Raw genomic sequence first — 20547 nt, 5'->3', positions numbered from 1 at the left:
ATTTAATGCAGCGTCTCCTGCGGCGCCGCCTTGTCTTCCTGGACCAGCACGAAGGGACTGAGCACCGATGCCCACAGCAGGGCATCGGTGGACTGCCAGGCCAGCGCCTGTGCGTCCGACACCTTGGCCAGCTTGCCCTCGTTCATCCAGCGCGCGATGTGTTCCTTGTCGTCGTGGGCGATGCGCAGGGCGGCTTCGACCAGGTCGAGTTCATGGCTCACCCAGACCACTGCGCCGTTGGCGAAATGGCGCTCCAGCTCGGACCAGTTGATGCGGGCGGTCTCGCGGTTGATCTTGTCGTGCAGTTCGGTGTCTTTTAATGGATCGGTTTTCATGGCTTCGTTGAATCAGATGGCGTCGACGCTCGGCGCCGGCGAACCCGCCCATGTTAACCGATACGCCTGTCCCTTGCGGACATTCCCGACCAGGGCCGGGCGGAAGCAGGCGAGGTTCGTGCCCCCGGGCCGTCGGACGCTCGGGTAGATGAGGCCCATGGCGCCGGCGTCGAGCAGTCCGGCCGCCAGTTTTTGCGAGGCGATGTAGCTGGACGGATCGAGGCAGTCGGCCCAGGCCTCGTTGCCGCGCAGGTCGTGGAAGGCGGCGGTGAAGTCGGCGAGCAGGGCCTGGTAGCTGACGCTGTCGTCGAAGCGGCCGATCTCCTGGTACTCGACGGTTTTGTGGAAGCAGACCTCGGCCAGCGCCGTCTCGAGTTCGAAGGCGCAGTACCAGGCGCCGCGCTCGCCGTCGTTGAAGCGGCTGCCTTCCGGGCGCGCATAGGTGTAGGCCGCATTGATCATGCGGAAGTTCGGCACGCCGAACACCAGTTCGTCCATGCCGATGCCGGGCAGGAGGCCCGATTCGCCGCGCAGGCGGTCGTTGGTGGCGTTGTCCAGGTCGAACAGGTCGCGCAGCACGGCATCGTTTTCCGCCAGCGGGGCCAGCACCGAGTCTTCGGCATCGGCGAAGCGCGAAGGGATCAGGCGGACGGTGTCGAACTGGCGCAGCTGGACGAGGCCGGGCTCAGGCCGGGGGACCAGTTTCACTCACAGCCCTCCACGGCGGGCGTCGAGCAGGCGGCGCACGGTCTGCATGGCCAGCAGGCCGCCGCCCAGCATGAAGGCGAGCGGGGCGCGGCCGTTGAACACCGGGTTGCTGTTCGCGAGGTGGACCCATTCGTCGGCCAGCTGGTCGCCGTACAGGATGTGCAGGGCTTTATAGATGCCGAGCAGGTAAGCGATGCGGGTGATGCGGTCGACTTCCAGCACGCGGGCCGGATTCTTCTTCCAGTCGTAGAAGGCCGACGAGGACAGGCCGCCGAGCAGCTCGCGCGCATCCTCGTCTTTTATCTGCCAGGCGATCGCCAGTTGGAAGAAGCCCTTCAGCGCGGAGCTGGACAGGCGCTCGCGCTGTTCGCGGTCGTTGAGGTCGACCAGCACGGCGGTTTCGAAGCGGCTTTTGGGGTAGGCGTAAGCGAGGCTCATAGGAATTCTCCGATTATGGAGTTTTTATACTCCGCTTTCGGAGACCTCGCAAGCAGCTTGTGCAAATTGTATTGCCGTGACAAAATTGTTCGATTATTAAGCTTGATATTGGGTAAGCTCGAAACGTGGAGGACGCATGCGTCTGCTGTCGATTGGGGTTCTGTGCATCAGTATGTTCATGCTGGCGGTCGCCAGCGCCGCGCGGCCGACGAATGCCGAGCTGAAAAAGCAGGTGACGGACCATGAGCGCGCCTTCGCGGCGACCATGAAGGCGCGCGACCACGCGGCCTTCACCAGTTTCCTGTCCGACGAGGCGGTGTTTTTCTCCGGCCCCGGCAGCGTGCTGCGCGGCCGCGAAGCCGTGGCCACGGCCTGGCGCAAGTTCTACGACGGCCCGCAAGCGCCGTTTTCCTGGGAGCCCGAAGAGGTGGAAGTGGTCGAGTCCGGCACCCTGGCCTACAGCGGCGGCCCGGTCTACGACGCCGCCGGCAAGCGGATCGGCCGCTTCAACTCGATCTGGCGCCTCGAAGCCCCCGGCCGCTGGCGCATCGTCTTCGACCGCGGCGATGCACCATGCAACTGCAAGCCCAAAGTCGACACCCCTTGACCTAGATAAAACCGGGGTCAGACCCCGAATTTTGGCAATTTCCAACAGGTTCTTGCCAAAATCCGGGGTCTGACCCCGGTTTGATTATTCTCTGACTTTGCCGCGCAAGGCCTTGACCTGGCCGCTGCGGGTTTTGGCGTCCAGGCGCCGCCGCTGGGAGCCGCGGGTCGGTTTGGTCGGCCGCCGCACAGCCTGCACGATGCTGGCCTGGTCGACCAGCTCCTGCAGCCGCCGCAGCGCATCTTCCTTGTTGGCTTCCAGGCTGCGCGATTGCTGGGCTTTCAGCACCACCACGCCGTCCGCGGTGATGCGGCTGTCGCGCATTCCCAGCAGGCGCTCCTTCACCCAGCCCGGCAGTGATGAGGCGCCGATGTCGAAGCGGGCGTGCACCGCGCACGAGACCTTGTTGACGTTCTGCCCGCCCGGCCCCTGGGCGCGGATGGCGCTGAATTCGACCTCCTGCGGATCGATCTGCACGTCCACGAATCAGGCCGGTTCCGCGTGCTCGACCAGCAGTTGCACCTTGGTCACGCCGTTGTACTCGTTCGCATCCAGCCTGAACGCCACGCGCGCGCGCTCGCCCAGCGAGGCCGTGTTGCCGAACCAGATCGCGTCATAGCGCCGGCCGTTCCGCTCGAGCAGCAGCTTCAGGTGGCGCTCCTTCAGGATGCGCTGGCTCACCACGCGGAATTCGTCGCAGAAGACCGGCGGCGCGAAGCCCTGGCCCCAGACCTGGCCGTCCAGCAGCTCGATGAACTGCACCGTATAAAAGTCGTCCTCCAGTGGACCGTCGGTCTCGACCACGCGTTCCAGCTGGGCTTCGCTCAGCCAGGCCTGGCCGACCGCTTCGAAGGCATCGCGGAAGGCATCGAAGTGCTCGAGCCGGATCGACAGCCCGGCCGCCATCGCATGGCCGCCGAACTTGTCGATCAGTCCCGGCACGCGCTTGGACACCAGGTCCAGCGCATCGCGCAGGTGGAAGCCGGGAATCGAGCGCCCGGAGCCCTTGATCCAGCCGTCGCCGGCCGGCGCGAAGGTGATGGTCGGCCGGTAGAACTTCTCCTTCAGGCGCGAGGCGACGATGCCGATCACGCCCTGGTGCCAGCCGTCGTCGAACACCGCGATGGTGCTGGCGTCGGCCGGTTTGAAATCGTCGAGGTGGAGCAGGGCCGTGTCCTGCATCTCGGCCTCGATCTCGCGGCGCTTCAGGTTGATCTCGTTGAGCTGCTGGGCGATCTGCCAGGCGCGGTCTTCGTCGTCGGTCACCAGGCACTCGATCCCGAGCGACATGTCTTCCAGGCGGCCGGCCGCGTTCAGGCGCGGCCCGAGCGCAAAGCCCAGGTCGAACGGCGATGCGCAGCGCGCCTCGCGTCCCGACACGCGGAACAGCGCGGCGATCCCCGCATGCATGCGGCCCGCGCGCATGCGCTTCAGGCCTTGCGCCACCAGGATGCGGTTGTTGGTGTCGAGCTTGACGACGTCCGCCACGGTCCCCAGCGCCACCAGGTCGAGCAGCGAATCCAGTTTCGGCTGCGAGGCCGCATCGAACACCCCGCGCTTGCGCAGTTCCGCGCGCAAGGCCAGCAGCACGTAGAACACCACGCCGACCCCGGCCAGGTGCTTGCTGGGGAAGCCGCATTGCGGCTGGTTCGGATTCACGATCACGCGCGCATCGGGCAGGGCGTCGCCCGGCAGGTGGTGGTCGGTGACCACGACTTCGATGCCGCGCGCACGCGCCGCCTCCACGCCGTCGATGCTGGCGATGCCGTTGTCCACGGTGATGATGATGTCCGGCGCCGTCGTGCGCGCCGTCAGCTCGACGATTTCCGGCGTCAGGCCGTAGCCGTACTCGAAGCGGTTGGGCACGATGTAGTCGACGTTCGCGCCCATCGATCGCAGGCCACGCAGCGCGGTGGCGCAGGCGGTGGCGCCGTCGCAGTCGTAGTCGGCGACGATGGTCATCTTCTTGCCTGCCGCGATGGCATCGGCCAGGTAAGCGGCCGCGGCGTCGATCTGCATGAGGGCCGCGGGCGGCAGCAGGGCTTGCAGCTCGCTGGCCAGTTCGCGCGGGTCGGAGAGGCCGCGCGCGGCGTACACGCGGGCGAGTACGGGGTGGATCCCGCCCTGGGCCAGCAGCTCGGATTGGCGGCCGGGGCAGGGACGGATTGCAATACGGGTCTTCACTTCAGTGCTTCCAAAGTCGGACGGCGCCAGAATTTGCGCTGGGCCATCGGTGTCGTGGTGGTGTCGAGGTGGCCGTCGCGGTGGCTCAGCACCAGCCGCAGCGACTTGATGCGGCCCTGCTTCAGGGCCGCGAGCAGGGGCGCGAACAGCGCCGCCTCGTAGTGCTGCATGACTTGCAGCCAGCCGTGCCAGTCGGCGGCGATGGCCGGCGCCGCGGCGCTGCCGCAGACCAGCAGCCGGCCGCCTTCGCCGGCATCCGCGCCGGCCGTCAGCTTTGCGGCGACGTCATCGAGGTCAGTCAAGCGCTGCTCGGCCAGTGCATCCAGCCAGCCCGGCGTGTCCCAGGTCGAGACCGCGGGCGGCGGCGCCAGCTTGCCGGCGGCGCGCGCCACCAGCTTTTGCGCGTGCTCGGCGGCGACGCTGGCCGCGCCCCAGGGCCAGATCGCATTCACCGGCGCCTGGCCGCGGCTTTCGCGCGCCGTGTTCACCGGATGCGTGTACCAGCTGACCTGCACCTCGTTCTGCAGCTTGCGGAAGGCGCGCGCCTGGCTGCCGGTCGGGACCCAGTCGGTCAGGTTCATGCCCACCGCCGCGTCCGGACTGGCGGTGTGGATGCCGTCCCACTCGTCGGCGCGCAGGAACCAGGTATCGGGCGCGCCGTAGAGCAGGACGTGGCCGGCTTCCTCGCAGGATTCGCGCGCGGTCTCGAACAGCGCGTGCGAGTCCGCTTCAGTCAGGGCGAGCTGGCGGGTATCGCCCAGCATCAGGTGGCTGTGCGCGATCTGGATATGGCCCGGGTTGACGATGTACCAGGTGCCGTCCAGCGGGTCCAGGCCAAGGCCGCGCATGGCGCTGGCGGCGATGCCGGGCGCCGTCCCCTGCGCCAGCCCCAGCGCACGCGCGATCCACAACTCGTGCGGCAGCACGCGCGCGGTCGCTTCGAGCGGATGGAAAGTCCTCTTCGATGCGCGCGACAACAGCGCAGCCAGGGCCGGTGCGTCGAGGGCACGGACCAGGTCGGAGGCGAATTCGGGAGCGGGCAGGGCGAACGGCAGGACGAGCGAAATATGGGCCATGCGGTATTGTAGGCCATTTCCGTTGCAGCATGGCGATGCCGGGAGGCGCGCGCTGGATGTTGCAAAGATGCTTCGATATCAGGCGATAAAGAACCGGAGCAGGGCGGCGACGATGAAGAAGGACAGCAGCAAATACGCCCATTTGAGGAAGAAATTGTATTTGTAGATCCAGAGCGAAGTGTCCGCGCCGTGGAAGGCGATTTGCATGAATTTGAAGCCGAGCGTCGATTTCTTGATCACCGCCTCGAAAACTGCCGATTCGGACGCCGAGATATCCTTGACCGATTTGACGTGAAAAGGATCCTGTTCCATCAAATCGCACACGAAGGGAATGACGCGCTTCTGGATGAAATCGTCGACGCCGCCCAGGGAAGCGTAGAGGGCAAGCATGGCCATCAGAAATTGGAACAGGTCGACGTCGATCGCTTCATTGTTGCCGTGGAATGCTTGCACGAATCCCGTGTAGGCCTGTAAAACAAAATCGGTGGACAGCAATTTCTTGAAAACGAAATAGAGCGGCGCCGAAACAATTCCAGACAAACAAAATATAAGCGTCGATATGGGAGAAAGCAGTCCAAGGTTGCCCGCGGACTCTTTATAAAGAAGCTCTGTCGTCTCCGAGGTAATCATCGTTCAGCCCTCCGTCCGCGCCTTTAGTAAAATAAAAATAGCGGTATATAAAGCGTTTGCCTTGAGCCGTCTCAAAGAGGTGGGACTGTATCTGTGCATCAGATCGCCTGAGAAGCGCTATCTGTCCGGCAACTATTTCAATCGTGACAAGCCCTCACATGGATGAGCTTTGTATGGCACACTGCGGGGCGAAGCAGCATTTACACAGGAGCCCATGAGCATCATCCACAAATTGCCCTACGAATGGCTGGTCGGCCTGCGCTACACGCGCGCCGGCAAGCGCAGCAGCCGCAACAGTTTTATCTCCTTCATCTCCCTGATTTCGGTGTCCGGCATCGCGCTCGGGGTGGCGGCGCTGATCGTCGTGCTGTCGGTCATGAATGGCTTCCAGAAGGAAGTGACGGACCGGATGCTGTCGGTGCTGGCCCACATCGAGGTGTTCGACGCCAGGGGCGGCATGCCCAACTGGCAGGACGCCGAGAAGGAAGCCTTCCGGAACCCGGCCGTGCGCGGCGCCGCCCCTTTCGTGGAAACCCAGGGCCTGCTGGTGCGCGACGACGTCATGAAGCCCGCGGTCATCCGCGGCATCCTGCCGGAACAGGAACACAAGGTGTCGGACGTCGGCCGCCAGGTGCGCCAGGGCAGCCTGCAGAACCTGCGTCCCGGCGAGTTCGATATCGTGCTGGGCTATGTGCTGGCGCGTTCGCTCGGCGTCGGCGTCGGCGACAAGGTCAACATGATGCTGGCCCAGGGCCAGGTCACGCCGGCCGGCTGGGTGCCGCGCACCCGCAGCTTCACGGTGGTCGGCATCTTCGAGGCCGGCCACTACGAATTCGATTCGGCGATGGCCTTCGTGCACCTGCAGGATGCCGAACGCATGGAGCGGCTCGACGCGCCCAACGGCCTGCGCCTGCGCATCGCCGACATGCACCAGGCGCCCCTGGTCGCGGCGGAACTGAAGAAGTCGATGTCCGGCGACCTGGTCATGCGCGACTGGTCCAAGCTGAACGCCAACTGGTTCGCCGCCGTGCAGACCGAAAAGCGCATGATGTTCATCATCCTCACGCTGATCATCGCGGTGGCCGCCTTCAACCTGGTGTCCACCCTGGTGATGACGGTGACCGACAAGCAGCCGGACATCGCGATCCTGCGCACGCTGGGATCTTCGCCGGGCTCGATCATGAAGATCTTCATGATCCAGGGCGCGCTGGTCGGCATCATCGGGACGGTCGCCGGCGTGTGCCTGGGCGTGCTGGTGGCCCTGAACATCGACGTGATCGTGCCCTTCATCGAGCATCTGCTCGGGGTGCAGTTTCTGTCGAAGGATATTTATCTGATCAGCGAGATCCCTTCGGATATGCGCTGGCCGGACGTTTTCAAGATCGGCGGCGTGTCCGTGCTGCTGGCGTTCGCGGCGACGCTCTACCCGAGCTGGTCGGCGTCGCGCGTGAAACCGGCGGAGGCGCTGCGCTATGAATAATACGATGACTACTGAAACTATCGAAACCACGACCGGCATGCCGGTGCTTTCCTGCCGCGGCGTCGGCAAGACCTTCCGCGAAGGCGACTACGCGGTGCAGGTGCTGGACAAAATCGATTTCTCCATCTCCCGCGGCGAACGCGTGGCCATCGTCGGCGCTTCCGGCTCCGGCAAGTCGACCCTGCTGCACATCCTCGGCGGCCTCGATACGCCGAGCGGCGGCGCGGTGGTGCTGCAGGGCGAGGACTTCGCGGCCCTGTCGGAAACGAAGCGCGGCGACCTGCGCAACGCCTCGCTGGGCTTCGTCTACCAGTTCCACCACCTGCTGCCGGAATTCTCGGCGCTGGACAACGTCGCCATGCCGCTGCTGATCCGGCGTATGAAACGCGAGGAAGCGGTGGCGAAAGCGCAGGCGATGCTGGCGCGGGTCGGGCTGGCCAAGCGCGCCGTGCACCGTCCCGGCGAACTGTCGGGCGGCGAACGCCAGCGCGTGGCCCTGGCGCGCGCGCTGGTGACGGAACCGGCCTGCGTGCTGGCCGACGAGCCGACCGGTAACCTCGACCACAACACCGCCGAGACCATCTTCGACCTGATGCTGGAGCTCTCGCGCACCCTCGGCACCGCCTTCGTGATCGTCACCCACGACCCCGAGCTGGCGCGCCGCTGCGACCGCGTACTGCGCCTGACCGAGCACGGACTGCGCCCGGAAAGCTGACCCCCATGTGGATCGACACCCACTGCCATCTCGACGCCCATGAGTTCGGCGCGGCGTCGCTGGCCGTCGCCGCGCGCGCGGAGCAGGCGGGGGTCGACATGATCGTGATTCCGGCGGTCGCACGCGCCAACTTCGACGTGGTGCGCGAACTGGCGCATGCGGCGCCGAACGCGTCCTATGCATTGGGCATTCATCCGATCTACGTGCCGCAGGCGGCGGATGAGGACCTGGCGCTGCTGCGCCGGCAGGTAGAAGAGTCGATGGATGATCCGCGCTTCGTCGCCGTCGGCGAAATCGGGCTGGACTTCTTCATCCCCATGCTGTGCGAACCGGCGATGCGCGAGAAGCAGGCGCATTTCCTGCGCGAGCAGCTGCGCATCGCCCGCGACTTCGGGCTGCCGGTGCTGACCCACGTGCGGCGCTCGCAGGACCAGGTGCTCAAGCACCTGCGCCAGATCCGGCCCGCGGGCGGCATCGCCCATGCCTTCAACGGCAGCTTCCAGCAGGCGCAGACCTTCATCGACCTCGGTTTCCACCTCGGCTTCGGCGGCGCCATGACCTTTACGCGCGCGCTGCAGATCCGGCGCCTGGCAGCCGATCTGCCGCTTGGCGCCATCGTGCTTGAGACCGATGCGCCGGACATCGCCCCCAGCTGGCTCCACCCCGGCCGCAACAGCCCGGAAGAACTGCCGGCGATCGGCCGTATGCTGGCTGAATTGCGTGGCCTGTCCGGCGACGAAGTCCGCGCCGCCACCGGGCGAAATGCATTGGCCGCGATTCCGCGCCTGAAAAACCTGCTCGCATCCTGATCCACGCCTAGTCCCGCTTCATTCGCGCATTCGCCGCGCATGGTTGCGCCGCGCGCGCCTGCCGGGAGCGTCGCGCGCACCCTGGCGTCATAAGGCTGTCGATCCGCGCCGGATTTTGGCGGCCACGACAATTCCGCCTGGACGAAAGTTCCGTCTTGACCGGCCCCAAACCGTATGACGCACGGCAACGGACCGCCCTGGCAAGCGTGGAAAAATACCTTCTCCGCCGCACTGCGGCACGCATACACGGAGAGATGGTGGAGAGCGCGAGCGAGTTCCTGCGGGTCCTGCAGATTGAAAAGTCCCTCAGCACGGCCAACCGCCCCCTGCGCCTGCGCCTCGCGCAAGCAGGGCAGCTTGCCGAGGACATCCTGCTGCCCCAGCGGGTGGTGGGCAGCGAGGCGGTCTGCGGCGGCATCGAGTACCGCGTCGCCTGTTTGGCCAGCAGCCCGCACCTGCCGCTCAAGGAATTGATCGCGCTGCCGGCCGAGATCCAGTTCGTCACCGACCGCGGCCAGCTGCGCAGCGTCTGCGGCCTGGTGACGGAAGCGCGCGCCGGCGATTCGGACGGCGCCCTGGCATCGTACGAACTGGTGGTGCGCGACGTCTTCGCGGTCATGGAAAAGCGCAGCAACAGCCGCGTGTTCCGTTACCAGAACGAGATCGAGATCGTGCAGCTGCTGTGCGACGAATGGCGCCACTCGAACACGGTGCTGGCGAATGCCTTTGAACTGGAACTCGACGCGCTGCTCGACCTGGCCCAGTACCCGCCGCGCGAACAGACCATGCAGTACAACGAGTCGGACGCCGCCTTCGTGCGCCGCCTGCTGAAGCGGCGCGGCATCGGCTGGGTGTTCCGCCCGGGCCGCAGCCGCGGCACCGCGGTCGACCCGGCCCATGACCGCACCCCGGCGCACACCCTGGTGCTGTTCGCCGACGCCGGCAACCTGCCGAGGAACAGCGCCGGCAGCGTGCGTTATCACCGCGACGGCGTGGCCGAGGGCCGCGACACCGTGACTTCCTGGACCGCCGCGCGCCGCCTGCAGCCCGGCCTCACCACCCGCCACAGCTGGGATTACAAGAACCCGGGCGGCCCGCAGTTCATGACCGCCAGTGCGCGCGGCATGGCCGACCAGGGCCCGAGCGGCAACCAGCTCGCCGCCACCCTCGACGACTACCTGATCGAGATGCCGCACGCCGGCGACGACGTCGAAGACCACTGGCGCCTGGGCCACGTGCGCATGAGCCGCCACGAATTCGAATCGAAGTGCTTCCACGGCGAGGGCAGCGTGCGTGACTTCTGCGCCGGCCAGTACTTTTCGCTGGCCGACCATCCCGAGATCGACACCCATCCGGCGGACCAGCGCGAGTTCGTCATCACCGAACTGCGCGTGGTGGCCGACAACAACCTGCCGCGCGACCTCACCGCTTCCGTGTCCAGCCTGCTGGGCATGGGCGCGCCGAACGCCGATCCGTCCGGGCGCGTGCGCATCGCCTTCACGGCGGTCCGGCGCGGTATCGCCATCGTGCCGGCCTTCGATCCGCGCAGCGACCTGCCGCATCCCGAGCTGCAAAGCGCCGTCGTGGTGGGCCCGGCCAACGAAGACGTGCACTGCGACGCGCTGGGGCGCGTGAAGATCCGTTTTCCGGGCATGCGCGCGGCCGACCACGCGCACGCGCGCGGCGCCGGCGCCTCCGGCGGACCGGCCGATTCGGCCTGGGTGCGCGTCGCCTCCAACTGGGCCGGCAACGGCAGCGGCAGCCAGCACCAGTCCGGCGCGCTCGGCCTGCCGCGGGTCGGCACCGAAGTGTTGGTGGCCTTCCTGGGCGGCGACCCGGACCGCCCCATCGTCCTCGCCCAGCTGTATAACCAGAGATCAAGCCCGCCGGCCTTCAACGGCTACGGCGACCTGCCCGGCAACCGCTACCTGTCCGGCACCCGCACCCGCGAAATCGCCGGCGCGCGCGGCAACCAGCTGCGCTTCGACGACACCCGCGGCCAGATCAGCGCCCAGCTGGGCAGCGACCACGGCGCCTCGGAGCTGAACCTCGGCTGGATGACCGAGCCGCGCGACCATGGCAAAGGCGCGCCGCGCGGCGAAGGCGCCGAACTGCGCAGCGATCTGTCGGTGGCGGTGCGCGGCGCCCAGGGTGTGCTGATCAGTGCGGAAGGGGACCAGGGCGGCGCCGGCGGCCAGCTGGCGCGCGCCGGCCTGGTCGGGCTGGCCGACGTCATGCAGGGCATCCTCGACGAAGTCGGCAAGCTGGCGGCGGTGCACAACGAGGACGAACCTTCGCAGCAGCGCCTGGCCGCGCTGGTCGAAAAACTCAAGCGCTGGCACGAAGGCAGCAACGTGGCCGAGGGCGCAGGTGTGACAAATTCGGGCGGCGGCGCGCCCATCGTCGCCGCCAGCGCGCCGGCCGGCGCTATCTTCGCCAGCAGCGACAACCTGGCGCTGGGCGCGCAGAACAAGATCGACGTGGTCAGCGCCGGCGACGCCGAAGTCTCCACCGGCCGCAACATCTTCCTGCGCGCGGCGCGCGGCCTGAGCATGTTCGCGCATGAACTGGGCATGAAGATCGGCGCAGGGAAGGGCGACATCGTGGTCCAGACCCACCTCGGCAACATCCAGATCAAGTCTTCGGGCCGCATCAGCCTGATCGCAGCCGAGCGCATCGAGCTGGAAGCGCCGGCCGTGAAAATCATCGCCCCGGGCGCCACCACCGACTGGGCCGACGGCAAGATCACCCACCAAAGCAGCAGCCAGCAGATCCACAAGGGCTCCGATTTCATGTACTTCGGCCCCGGCGGCGCCAGCCCCAGGGACGTGCGCCTGCCGACCTCGCACCTGCACACCGACGAATACGTGGTGCTGCGCCACCTGCAGACCGGCGCGCCGATCCCGAACCAGCGCTACAAGGCGACCTTCGAGGACGGCCGCACCGTCACCGGCCGCACCGACGACCAGGGCCGGACCTCGCTGCTGATCGGGGAAATGATCGGCGGCGTCGACATGGCCTATTTACCCGAACAGGACGATCCGGCCGCCTGAGCCGGACAGTCAACGACCACGAAGCGCCGCAAATGGCAGATCCAACCCGACCCTTGCCGAACCTCGTCCCGCAGCCGGATGGCAGCTGGACCGGGCGTACGGTGCTGACGCCGACGGCCCTGAAGACCCGTGGCTTGTTTACGATGCCGCCGTCGAAGGTGGTGCCGGTGATCGTGGTGCCGGGGATTATGGGGACGAATTTAAGGGCGATTAGCGATCCGGCAAAACTCGCTGACGGCGCACTCAGACCGAAAGAGGAGGCCTGGCGGCCGCCAAACGGTTCAATAGCCGGGATTAACGCGGCCCGTATCTGGAAAAAGCGGGATCCCGTTACGCGGCAGAAGCTTCTGAACGCCGAAAAACTCGAGGTCGACGATCGTGGCGATATCAGCTTGCCCTTGGAAGCCAGAAACTACGGCATGTTGGAAAAGGAAGTCCGTGATCGCTACTGGGGCGAAGTTCACTGGGACTCTTATGGAGGACTTCTATACGGGCTTCATGTTGGATTGAACCACACCTTTGAATTGGATCCGCTCGATAACGCGCCCGTGGTCTGCCGGCACTGGAAAGAAGTAATGGCCTGTGACCCGGCAAAGTGGGGCGTTCGCAGCATCGAGAGGATCACGCAGACTGAGCTGGAAAAGCATGCTGGCTATTATTACCCTGTGTATGTATGCGGCTATAACTGGCTGGAATCGTGTGAAGACTCTGCCGCAAGGCTACGCCGGCGTATCGAAGGCACGATCGCGCACTGGAAGAGACTCAAGCGCGAATGCAACAAGGTGATTCTCGTGACGCATTCCATGGGTGGGCTGGTGGCACGGGCCTGCGCCAAACAAATTCCCGATCAGATATTGGGCGTCATTCACGGCGTAATGCCAGCATTGGGCGCCCCAGTCTGCTATCGCCGGATTGCTTGCGGCACGGAGCGCTGGAGTCCAAGCAACGACATCACTGCTAATCTCAAAGCCGATTTTGCCGCAGACATCCTGGGCGGAAAGCCGGAACAAACCATGCCGGTGATGGCTACCGCTCCTGGTCCACTGCAGTTGTTGCCGAACCACCTCTATCCGCAACCTTGGTTGCATGTATGCATGGTCAGCCGAGTTAACAACAAGGACGTAGCTCGTGATTTAGTTCATCTTCCGGTCGGTAATCCTTATGACATGTACCGCGACACGCAGTCCTGGTATCGGCTAATCGATTTGCAGCTGGTCGATCCGGCACGCAAATATGCTGGGGATCAGCGAAGGCTGGCCCATGCCGTTCGGGTCGCGGTCGACAATGCAGAAAAGTTTCACCGTGACGTTCTGGATACGTATTACCACCCGAGTACTTACGCCTTTTACGGAGCGGACTCGGCGCATATGTCGTTCGGCGCCGTGCGGTGGGTAGCACGAGAGCCTGGACTCGGGGCGGTATTTACCGAAGCGAACTTGCGCAAGGCGGTGTTGATCGGGTATCGCGAAACTGTCGGCCGCCGGGTCAAAGTCGAAGGAAGGACCGCGTTGGAATTTGTGCCTGCGCTTCAGGATATTGGCGGCGATGGGACCGTGCCACTCCAATCCGGCGCCGGACCGCGGGGAAAAGTGCGGCAGTTATTTGAAATTCGTGGCGTGGACCATCAAGATGTCTTCAATAACGAAGCTGCACTGCTGCTGACCCAACACCTCGTCGTCAAGTTAACGCAAAAATTGCCATGACACGAGTAAGAAAAGGCGGATGGCGGGAACTCGTCGTCCTGCTGGCAGCCCTTGCCTGTGCTGGAAGCTGGGCAGCCGGCCACGTCCGCAGTATGCGTGACAGATCCGAGGTGGCAAAAATGACCGAAAACTTGAAAACGGTATGCGTCGGGCGTTACCTGGTCGACGTGCCGGTCCAGGCGGAAGTAAGCCTTTCCGGGGGGATGCTGGGCGGATTCGAAATCAGCACACGCGAGGAGGGGGAGGCGAATTTCCGGGAACGGCTCGCTGCACGCGAAACCGAGCTCAAGGGCGACAGCGGGAGCGCTTCTGCCGGAGTGATCGAGACGCGCGAGTTACATATTCCGCACATGATCGGGCGTACCCTGATATTTGGGCGTACCCGCAGCCATGGGTTCGAGGGCGATCGCAGGGTGACATCGGAGTACGCTTCGATCGAGACGCACGCACATGTGGCTGGACTGAGCTTTGTGCTCGCCATGCAATATGGCGATGAAGCCGACGTTAAATTATCCGAGTTGCTGCTGTCGCGGATTCAGGTCCGAGACAAGGACGAAATCCCTACGGTTCCAGGCTTCTGCGTGTCGCGTGCCGTCTTTGCTGAACCGCTCCCGAGCCACAATAGCGAACACTTGGTCATGCATCTAGGCTTGCCTGGCCACCCCGATGTAGCCTTAGCGCTTTTCAGTATCGCGGGGGTTAAATCCGGCTCCGGCATTCTTTCCAGGACTGCGGAAGTTGACGCAAGTGCTAGCGCCGAAGAGCTGCTGCGCGTGACGAAGTTACGCGCTGGTAAACGGAACATCAATGGATTGGAGGGGGAGGAAGTATTGGAGCGAGTACGCGAATTCAACTTTGCGACCACTTACGGGTTCAATTGGGAGACACGAGGAACAGCAGAAGACCCGCTTCAACCATATATTTCTCTTGAACTTCAGACCGGCGTTGGTGAGCGGCCAGGCGGCAAGCCAGTCGATACAAGCCTGCATGAAGATGCGTTGCTCTCTCTGTGGGACAGCATTGCTTCCAGCATTCGTGTACGGAAAAGCGGCCCGCCACCGCCCCCATTGGCACCGCCCCAACCCTCCGGTCCGAAACTGGGCGCGGTAGCGAATGCCGGGGACATTTGCCCACAGTCCGGCTGGTGGCGCTGCAATGCCGGTGGCGAAAGTATGACCGTGCACGGTGGCGCGGTGCAGTTCATCCGCCAGGGCGCGCGCATGCCGCAGGCATTGCTGCTGCTTCGCCAGACGGTCTGGCAAAAGCTCAAGCGCGTCCAGCCTAGCGTTGAAAGCGCGGAGCTCACGGCCTGGACCCTGGTCGATAAACGCCTCCGGCCTCGTACCGCGATCACGGTGGCATTGGCACCGGCCCCTACACCGGCAGAAGGGTCGGTATCTGCTGCGAAGGACGGACGCGCGGTGCCTCTCGGAAGCCATGTGCGTACTGGCGAGGTTTGTCTCGCGAGCGGCTGGTGGCGTTGCGAGGAGTCGCATGCGCTCGACGGAACGCGCTGGTTCGCCCAGGGAAGTTTGATGCCGGTGGCGACCTTCCAAGTACCTGCCGGTGTGTTCGCCAAGTCGGCCGGTCCCGAAGTGATTCAGCGGCGGAGCATGTGGCAGCTTTTGCGGCATGCCGAAGCATCGGTGGCGGCGCAAAACATATCGCCGACATCCGACCGATTGTCGATTAACGAGCCGCCTGAATTGGTTTGACGATCATTAGGGTGAAGGAGAGCGCGCGCATGCACCGACGGCTTCAACTTGCTTTTCTACTGGCGGTCCTTCTTTGTGCAGGAGTTTGGATTGCGAGTCGGGTGCGCAGTGTGCACGACCGGTCCAAGGTGGCACAGTTTACCAAGGGAATGAAGATAGTCTGCGTTGGACGCTATCTCGTCGATGTGCCAGCGCAGGCCAATGTGAGTCTATCCAGCGAGCAGCTCGCTGGTTTCGAGATCCAGACGCTCGCGGAGGACGAGGCGACATTTTGGGCTCGTCTTGCAGCGCGCGAGGCAGAAATCGCGACATCGGGCCGACCGTCCGATGAGTCAAACGGATTGGCGAAAGTTCGCGATCTACGCATACCGGGAATGATCGGACGTACGATGATCTTTGGACGGAATACCGGCTATTTAATGGAACCGGGTCGCCGGGTCAAAGACCAGTTCTCGTCAGTCGAGGTCCACTCGCATATTGGAAAGCAGAGTTTCACGCTCTCTGCGAAGTATGGGGACGAGGGCAGGGCAAGATTGGCCGAAACACTCCTGGCCCGACTACGCCTGCGCGGTGAGGACGAGATTCCGTCCGAGCCCGGTTTTTGTATTGAGCGTGCATTCTTCTCGGAGCCACTTCCAATACGCGAAGCCGAGCATTTCGCGCTGCAAATTGGTCTCCCGGACCATGCAGATGTAAAGATGACCTTAATTAGCCTGCCTGGCGGTGGTGCCGAACATGGCTTATTCCAACGTGTTGCTGAAACAGACTCCAAAGCTGACTTTGGCGAACGCCTGCGGACTACGAAACTTCGTCTCAAGAAGCGAAGTGTTGATGGACTGGAGGGCGAGGAGGCGCTCGAAAGCTTCATCGAATTGAACTTCGCGACCACGTATTCATTCATATGGGAAGCGAGAGGAATAAGAGGTAATCCACTTCGCCCGTTTCTATCGCTCGAGCTTCAAGCTGGGATGAGTCAACGGGCGGGAGGAAAGCCAGTCGACGCGAGCCTCCACCAAGACGCTCTATTAGCTTTGTGGGACAGTATCGCCTCCAGCATTCGGTTGCGCGACCCCGAGCTAGGTTCTCTGCAGCGCTCTAACGATCCCGGGCGACTCAAGGCGGTCGCCACAACCGTTCCAAACAAACTCTGACCGACGCACTCGATGCGCTGCGCCATCCTGGCCTTCACCGCTGGCGTGCTTGCGCTGCAAAGCGCCGCCGTGCTGCCAAGCGCGCCGGTCATGTGCGTCTGCGTGGCATGTGCGATCGCTTGCATCGCGTTGGAACGCATCGTGAAACGATTCTGGAGCACAGCTTGTTTCACAGCCTGCGCCGGCACACTCCTCGGCTACACCTGGGCCGCCCTGATCGCTCACCACGCCCTCGCATCCCAGCTTGCCCCAGCCGACGAAGGCCACGACCTGACAGTCATCGGCATCGTCGACAGCCTCCCATACCGCTTCGAGCAAGGCCTGCGCTTCAACCTGCGGGTCGAACGCACCGAGACGCCCGCAACGGCAGTCCCGCCAAGGATCGCCCTGTCCTGGTACGCCGACCGTGGCAGCGGCGCCGGCAGCCTGCCCGACAGCTTGAAACCCGGCGAACGCTGGCGCCTGACGGTGCGCCTGCAGCGCCCGCACGGCAACGCCAACCCGGGCGGCTTCGACTACGAAGCCTGGCTGCTGGAGCAGGGCGTGCGCGCCACCGGCTACGTGCGCGTGGACAGCGGCAACGCGCAACTGGACGCCTTCGTGCCGCGCATCGGGACCCTGATCGAGCGCACCCGCGCCGCGCTGCGCGACCGGATCCAGGCAGCGCTGCCGGACAGGCAGTACGCCGGCGTGATCGTCGCGCTGGTGATCGGCGACCAGCGCGGCATCGACCAGGCAGACTGGCAGGTCTTCAACCGCACCGGCATCGGCCACCTGATCTCGATTTCGGGCCTGCACATCACGATGATCGCGGGACTTGCCGCGCTGGCGATGGCCAGCCTGTGGCGGCGCTCCTTCTTTACCGGCGCCCGGTTGCCGCTGCTGCTGCCCGCGCAGAAGGTGGCGGCATTGACGGGCGCAGTGGCGGCGCTGCTCTACGTGCTGCTGGCCGGCTTCGGCGTGCCGGCCCAGCGCACGCTGTACATGCTGGTGGTGGTCGCGCTGGCGCTGTGGTTCGGGCGGCTGGCTAGCGTCACGCACGTGCTGTGCCTGGCCCTGGGCGTGGTGGTGCTGTTCGACCCGTGGGCCGTGCTGTGGCCGGGCTTCTGGCTGTCGTTCGGCGCGGTGGCCGTGATCCTGTTCGGCGGCCACGGACGCATCGCCCGGCGCGAGACCGGATTCAGGGCGAACCTGAAAGCGGCATGGCGCACCCAGTGGTCGGTCACGCTCGGGCTGGTGCCGCTGACGATGCTGCTGTTCGGCCAGATCTCGCTGGTCAGCCCGCTGGCCAACGCCATCGCGATTCCGCTGGTGAGCTTCATCGTGACGCCGCTGGCGCTGCTGGGCAGCCTGGCACCGGCGCCGCTGGGCGGCTGGCTGCTGCTGGCGGCGCATGCCGCCGTCGAAGGACTGGCGTTCGTGCTCGGGCAGCTGGCGCAGATGCCGGCCGCGGTCTGGCGCGCGCCGGCGCCGCCGGCCTGGGTCTTTTTGCTGGCGCTGGGCGGCACCTTGTGGATGCTGATGCCGCGCGGCTGGCCGCATCGCTGGGCCGGCGCGGCGGCCTGGCTGCCGCTGCTGCTGCAGATGCCGGAACATCCGGAGCCGGGGCGCTTTCGCGTGATCGCCTTCGACGCCGGGCAGGGCATGGCGCTGCTGATCGAAACGGCCGGCCATCGCCTGCTGTACGACACCGGCCCGGGCTACGCGCCCGGCGCGGACGCGGGCAGCCGCGTGCTGCTGCCGTATTTGCGCATGCGCGGCATCGCGGACCTCGACGGCATGGTGGTCAGCCATAGCGACGCCGACCATACCGGCGGCGCGCTGGCGGTGCTGGGCGAAACGAAGGTCGGCTGGCTGGCGTCCTCGCTGCCGGCGAGCCATCCGGTCGCGCGCGCGGCGTCGCGCCACCTGCATTGCGCGGCCGGCCAGCGCTGGGAGTGGGACGGCGTGCGATTCGAGATGCTGCACCCGGCCGCCGCCAGCTATGCGGACCCGAAGCCGAAGCCGAATGCGCGCAGCTGCACGCTGCGGATCGGTAATGGCCGCACGGCGATCCTGCTGGCCGGCGACATCGAAGCGGCCCAGGAAGCGGCGCTGGTTTCAAACAGCGCTGACGGCCTGCGCGCCGACGTCCTGCTGGCGCCGCATCACGGCAGCGGCACGTCGTCGACACAAGCCTTCCTGCAGGCGGTGCACCCCAGCGTGAGCGTGTTCCAGGTCGGCTGGCGCAACCGCTACAGGCATCCCAAGAAGGAAGTCTACGAGCGTTACGGTGAGCTCGGCATCGAGCGCCTGCGGACCGATGAACTGGGCGCGCTCACGCTGGCGTTCGGCGAGACAGTCGAAGCACAGGCTTACCGGCGCCAGCACGCGCGCTACTGGAGCCCAGCGCCGCAGTAGATCAAGCCTCGCGCGGCAGCGTGATCGTCACCCGCAGTCCGCTTCCGGCGCGGTTCGCCGCAGTGATCCGCCCGCCATGCGTCTCGACCACCCGCTTGGCGATCGCCAGTCCGAGGCCATGACCGTCGACGTTGTTCTGCGTCGGGTTCGAGCGGAAGAAGGGTTCGAAGATCTCTCCCAGGTGTTCTTCGGCGATGCCGGGGCCGCGGTCCAGCACCTCGATGTGGACCAGGCCATCCTCGGGGTGCAGGGCGACGTCCACTGCGCCGGCGGCGCCGCCGTGCTTGACGGCGTTGCGCACGATGTTCTCGACCGCGCTCCACAGCAGGTCGGGCGCGCCCATGACCGTCACCGGGACCGGCGCGTCGACGTCGATGCGGGCGCCGGCCTCGAAGCGGGCGTCGTCGGCGATCTGGTCGACCATCTCGACCAGGTCCACCGCTTCCATCGCCGGCGGCGCGCTGGAGGCTTCCAGGCGCGACAGGGTCAGCAACTCGCCGACCAGGCGGTCCATGCGTACGCTTTCGCGTTCGATGCGTTCAAGCGAGGCCTGGATCTTGTCCGGCTGCTGGTGCGCCAGGCCGATCGCCGCCTGCAGGCGCGCCAGCGGCGAGCGCAGTTCGTGCGAGACGTCGTGCAGCAGGCGGCGCTGGCCTTCCATCAGGGTGCGCAGCTGCGCGCTCATGCGGTCGAAGTCGTGGCCAAGTTCGGCCAGCTCGTCGCCCGCGACCGCCATCCTGGCCTCGCCGAACTTGGGCGCGAGGTCGCCGGCGGCGGCGGCTTCGAAGGCGCCGCGCAGGGCGCGGATCGGGCGCGAGAAGTACCAGGCGAGGAGGGCGGCGAACAGGAAGCTGGCCATGGTCGCGGCGGCGATCGGCAGCCAGCGGCCGACGTGGCGGCCGAATTCCGGCGGCAGGCCGAACAGGCCACTGCCGGGGCCTCCGCGGCCGCCCGGGCCGGCACCCGCGCCCGGATAGGGGTCGCGCGCGCGCTCGAATCTGGACGCCGCCGTGCCGCCAGCTCCCGCGGCATCCAGGCTGGCCCTGGCGCCGTGCGCCGGGTCCGCATGACCGCCGCCGGCCGGCGCAGGCTTGCCGTCCGGCGCGAAACCCGGTCCGTCCTGGTCGTCCGGGCGTGGACCCGGTTCGCGCGAGGCGAAGGCGAGATAGTGCCGGCCATCCGGCGCGATCAGCCGGGCCACGGCGTGTGTGACGGTGCCGTCGGCCAGCTTGCGCGCGACTTCCTCGCGCAGCCTGGACGGGACCGTACGTCCGAGCAGCTCGTGGTCCTGGTCGTCCAGGACATACAGGTGTACGCGGCGCGTGGTCGCGGCCAGTTCGCGCAGGGCGTCGACGCCGCCGTGCTTGAGCGTCGCGGCGGCCGCGTCCAGCATGATGACGGCGGGCGGGCCGAGGTCGAGGGTCGGTTCGGTGTTGCGGTGCCGGGCCTGGTCGCGCAGCCAGAGCGTGCCGCCGATGCCGATGGTGGCCGCCACCTGGGCGAGCAGGATCGACAGGAAGAACTTCCAGAACAGCCGGCCCAT

At 65.7% G+C, this 20547-nt stretch carries 17 protein-coding genes; 9 read left to right on the top strand and 8 right to left on the bottom strand.

The genetic code is table 11. From position 1 onward, the window contains the following. Positions 1-2 precede the first annotated feature (2 nt). Genes ACFPO9_RS02060 through ACFPO9_RS02050 form a run of 3 tightly spaced genes read right to left on the bottom strand, consistent with a single transcriptional unit; the run spans position 3 to position 1481 of the window. Positions 3-335 carry a DUF2288 domain-containing protein gene (locus ACFPO9_RS02060; RefSeq protein WP_379766306.1) on the bottom strand — a complete coding sequence of 111 codons (333 nt, stop codon included), beginning with the start codon at positions 333-335 and terminating at the stop codon, positions 3-5. A gap of 12 nt (positions 336-347) precedes the next feature. After that, entirely contained in the window at positions 348-1043 is a 696-nt protein-coding gene (locus tag ACFPO9_RS02055; protein WP_379766303.1) for an RES family NAD+ phosphorylase, read from the bottom strand. Beyond that, a complete protein-coding gene (locus tag ACFPO9_RS02050) occupies positions 1044-1481 on the bottom strand; it encodes an antitoxin Xre/MbcA/ParS toxin-binding domain-containing protein (protein WP_379766300.1) in 438 nt (145 codons plus the stop codon). A 136-nt stretch (positions 1482-1617) separates the two neighbouring features. On the opposite strand from ACFPO9_RS02050, the gene ACFPO9_RS02045 reads away from it, so the two are divergent. Next, entirely contained in the window at positions 1618-2088 is a 471-nt protein-coding gene (locus ACFPO9_RS02045; protein WP_379766297.1) for a YybH family protein, read from the top strand. An 84-nt stretch (positions 2089-2172) separates the two neighbouring features. Here ACFPO9_RS02045 and arfB read toward each other — a convergent pair whose 3' ends face one another. The 4 genes from arfB to ACFPO9_RS02025 form a co-directional block, all read right to left on the bottom strand. Then, complete coding sequence (gene arfB, locus ACFPO9_RS02040) at positions 2173-2571, bottom strand: alternative ribosome rescue aminoacyl-tRNA hydrolase ArfB (RefSeq protein ID WP_379766294.1); 399 nt, start codon at positions 2569-2571, stop codon at positions 2173-2175. A gap of 3 nt (positions 2572-2574) precedes the next feature. Continuing rightward, positions 2575-4272: a single-stranded-DNA-specific exonuclease RecJ gene (recJ, locus tag ACFPO9_RS02035; protein ID WP_379766291.1), complete on the bottom strand. Its 1698-nt coding sequence runs from the start codon at positions 4270-4272 to the stop codon at positions 2575-2577. Beyond that, complete coding sequence (locus ACFPO9_RS02030) at positions 4269-5348, bottom strand: hypothetical protein (protein WP_379766288.1); 1080 nt, start codon at positions 5346-5348, stop codon at positions 4269-4271. The genes recJ and ACFPO9_RS02030 overlap by 4 nt, the downstream gene beginning before the upstream one ends. Positions 5349-5426: 78 nt before the next feature. Then, positions 5427-5978, bottom strand: a complete 552-nt coding sequence (locus ACFPO9_RS02025) for a hypothetical protein (RefSeq protein WP_379766285.1) — start codon at positions 5976-5978, stop codon at positions 5427-5429. A 214-nt stretch (positions 5979-6192) separates the two neighbouring features. On the opposite strand from ACFPO9_RS02025, the gene ACFPO9_RS02020 reads away from it, so the two are divergent. The 8 genes from ACFPO9_RS02020 (at position 6193) to ACFPO9_RS01985 (ending at position 19004) form a co-directional block, all read left to right on the top strand. Beyond that, complete coding sequence (locus tag ACFPO9_RS02020) at positions 6193-7458, top strand: lipoprotein-releasing ABC transporter permease subunit (protein WP_379766282.1); 1266 nt, start codon at positions 6193-6195, stop codon at positions 7456-7458. Between the two features lie 4 nt (positions 7459-7462). Next, positions 7463-8173, top strand: coding sequence for a lipoprotein-releasing ABC transporter ATP-binding protein LolD (gene lolD / locus ACFPO9_RS02015; RefSeq protein WP_379766279.1), 711 nt, complete (start codon positions 7463-7465; stop codon positions 8171-8173). Between the two features lie 5 nt (positions 8174-8178). Beyond that, positions 8179-8982, top strand: a complete 804-nt coding sequence (locus ACFPO9_RS02010) for a TatD family hydrolase (protein ID WP_379766276.1) — start codon at positions 8179-8181, stop codon at positions 8980-8982. A 254-nt stretch (positions 8983-9236) separates the two neighbouring features. Continuing rightward, positions 9237-12035 carry a type VI secretion system Vgr family protein gene (locus ACFPO9_RS02005; protein WP_379766273.1) on the top strand — a complete coding sequence of 933 codons (2799 nt, stop codon included), beginning with the start codon at positions 9237-9239 and terminating at the stop codon, positions 12033-12035. Positions 12036-12067: 32 nt separating this feature from the next. Then, the gene (locus ACFPO9_RS02000) at positions 12068-13738 is read left to right on the top strand and encodes an esterase/lipase family protein (RefSeq protein WP_379766270.1); all 1671 of its coding nucleotides are present in this window, start codon (positions 12068-12070) and stop codon (positions 13736-13738) included. A 119-nt stretch (positions 13739-13857) separates the two neighbouring features. Continuing rightward, positions 13858-15453, top strand: coding sequence for a T6SS immunity protein Tli4 family protein (locus ACFPO9_RS01995; protein WP_379766267.1), 1596 nt, complete (start codon positions 13858-13860; stop codon positions 15451-15453). Between the two features lie 29 nt (positions 15454-15482). Beyond that, positions 15483-16604 carry a T6SS immunity protein Tli4 family protein gene (locus tag ACFPO9_RS01990; protein WP_379766264.1) on the top strand — a complete coding sequence of 374 codons (1122 nt, stop codon included), beginning with the start codon at positions 15483-15485 and terminating at the stop codon, positions 16602-16604. Between the two features lie 12 nt (positions 16605-16616). Next, complete coding sequence (locus tag ACFPO9_RS01985) at positions 16617-19004, top strand: DNA internalization-related competence protein ComEC/Rec2 (RefSeq protein WP_379766261.1); 2388 nt, start codon at positions 16617-16619, stop codon at positions 19002-19004. 1 nt (position 19005) lies between these two features. Here ACFPO9_RS01985 and ACFPO9_RS01980 read toward each other — a convergent pair whose 3' ends face one another. Beyond that, positions 19006-20547: a sensor histidine kinase gene (locus tag ACFPO9_RS01980; protein ID WP_379766258.1), complete on the bottom strand. Its 1542-nt coding sequence runs from the start codon at positions 20545-20547 to the stop codon at positions 19006-19008.

The sequence above is a fragment of the Massilia aerilata genome, from assembly GCF_042656905.1.
GTDB lineage: Bacteria > Pseudomonadota > Gammaproteobacteria > Burkholderiales > Burkholderiaceae_D > Telluria > Telluria aerilata.
This window is presented reverse-complemented; position numbering and strand designations above follow the sequence as displayed.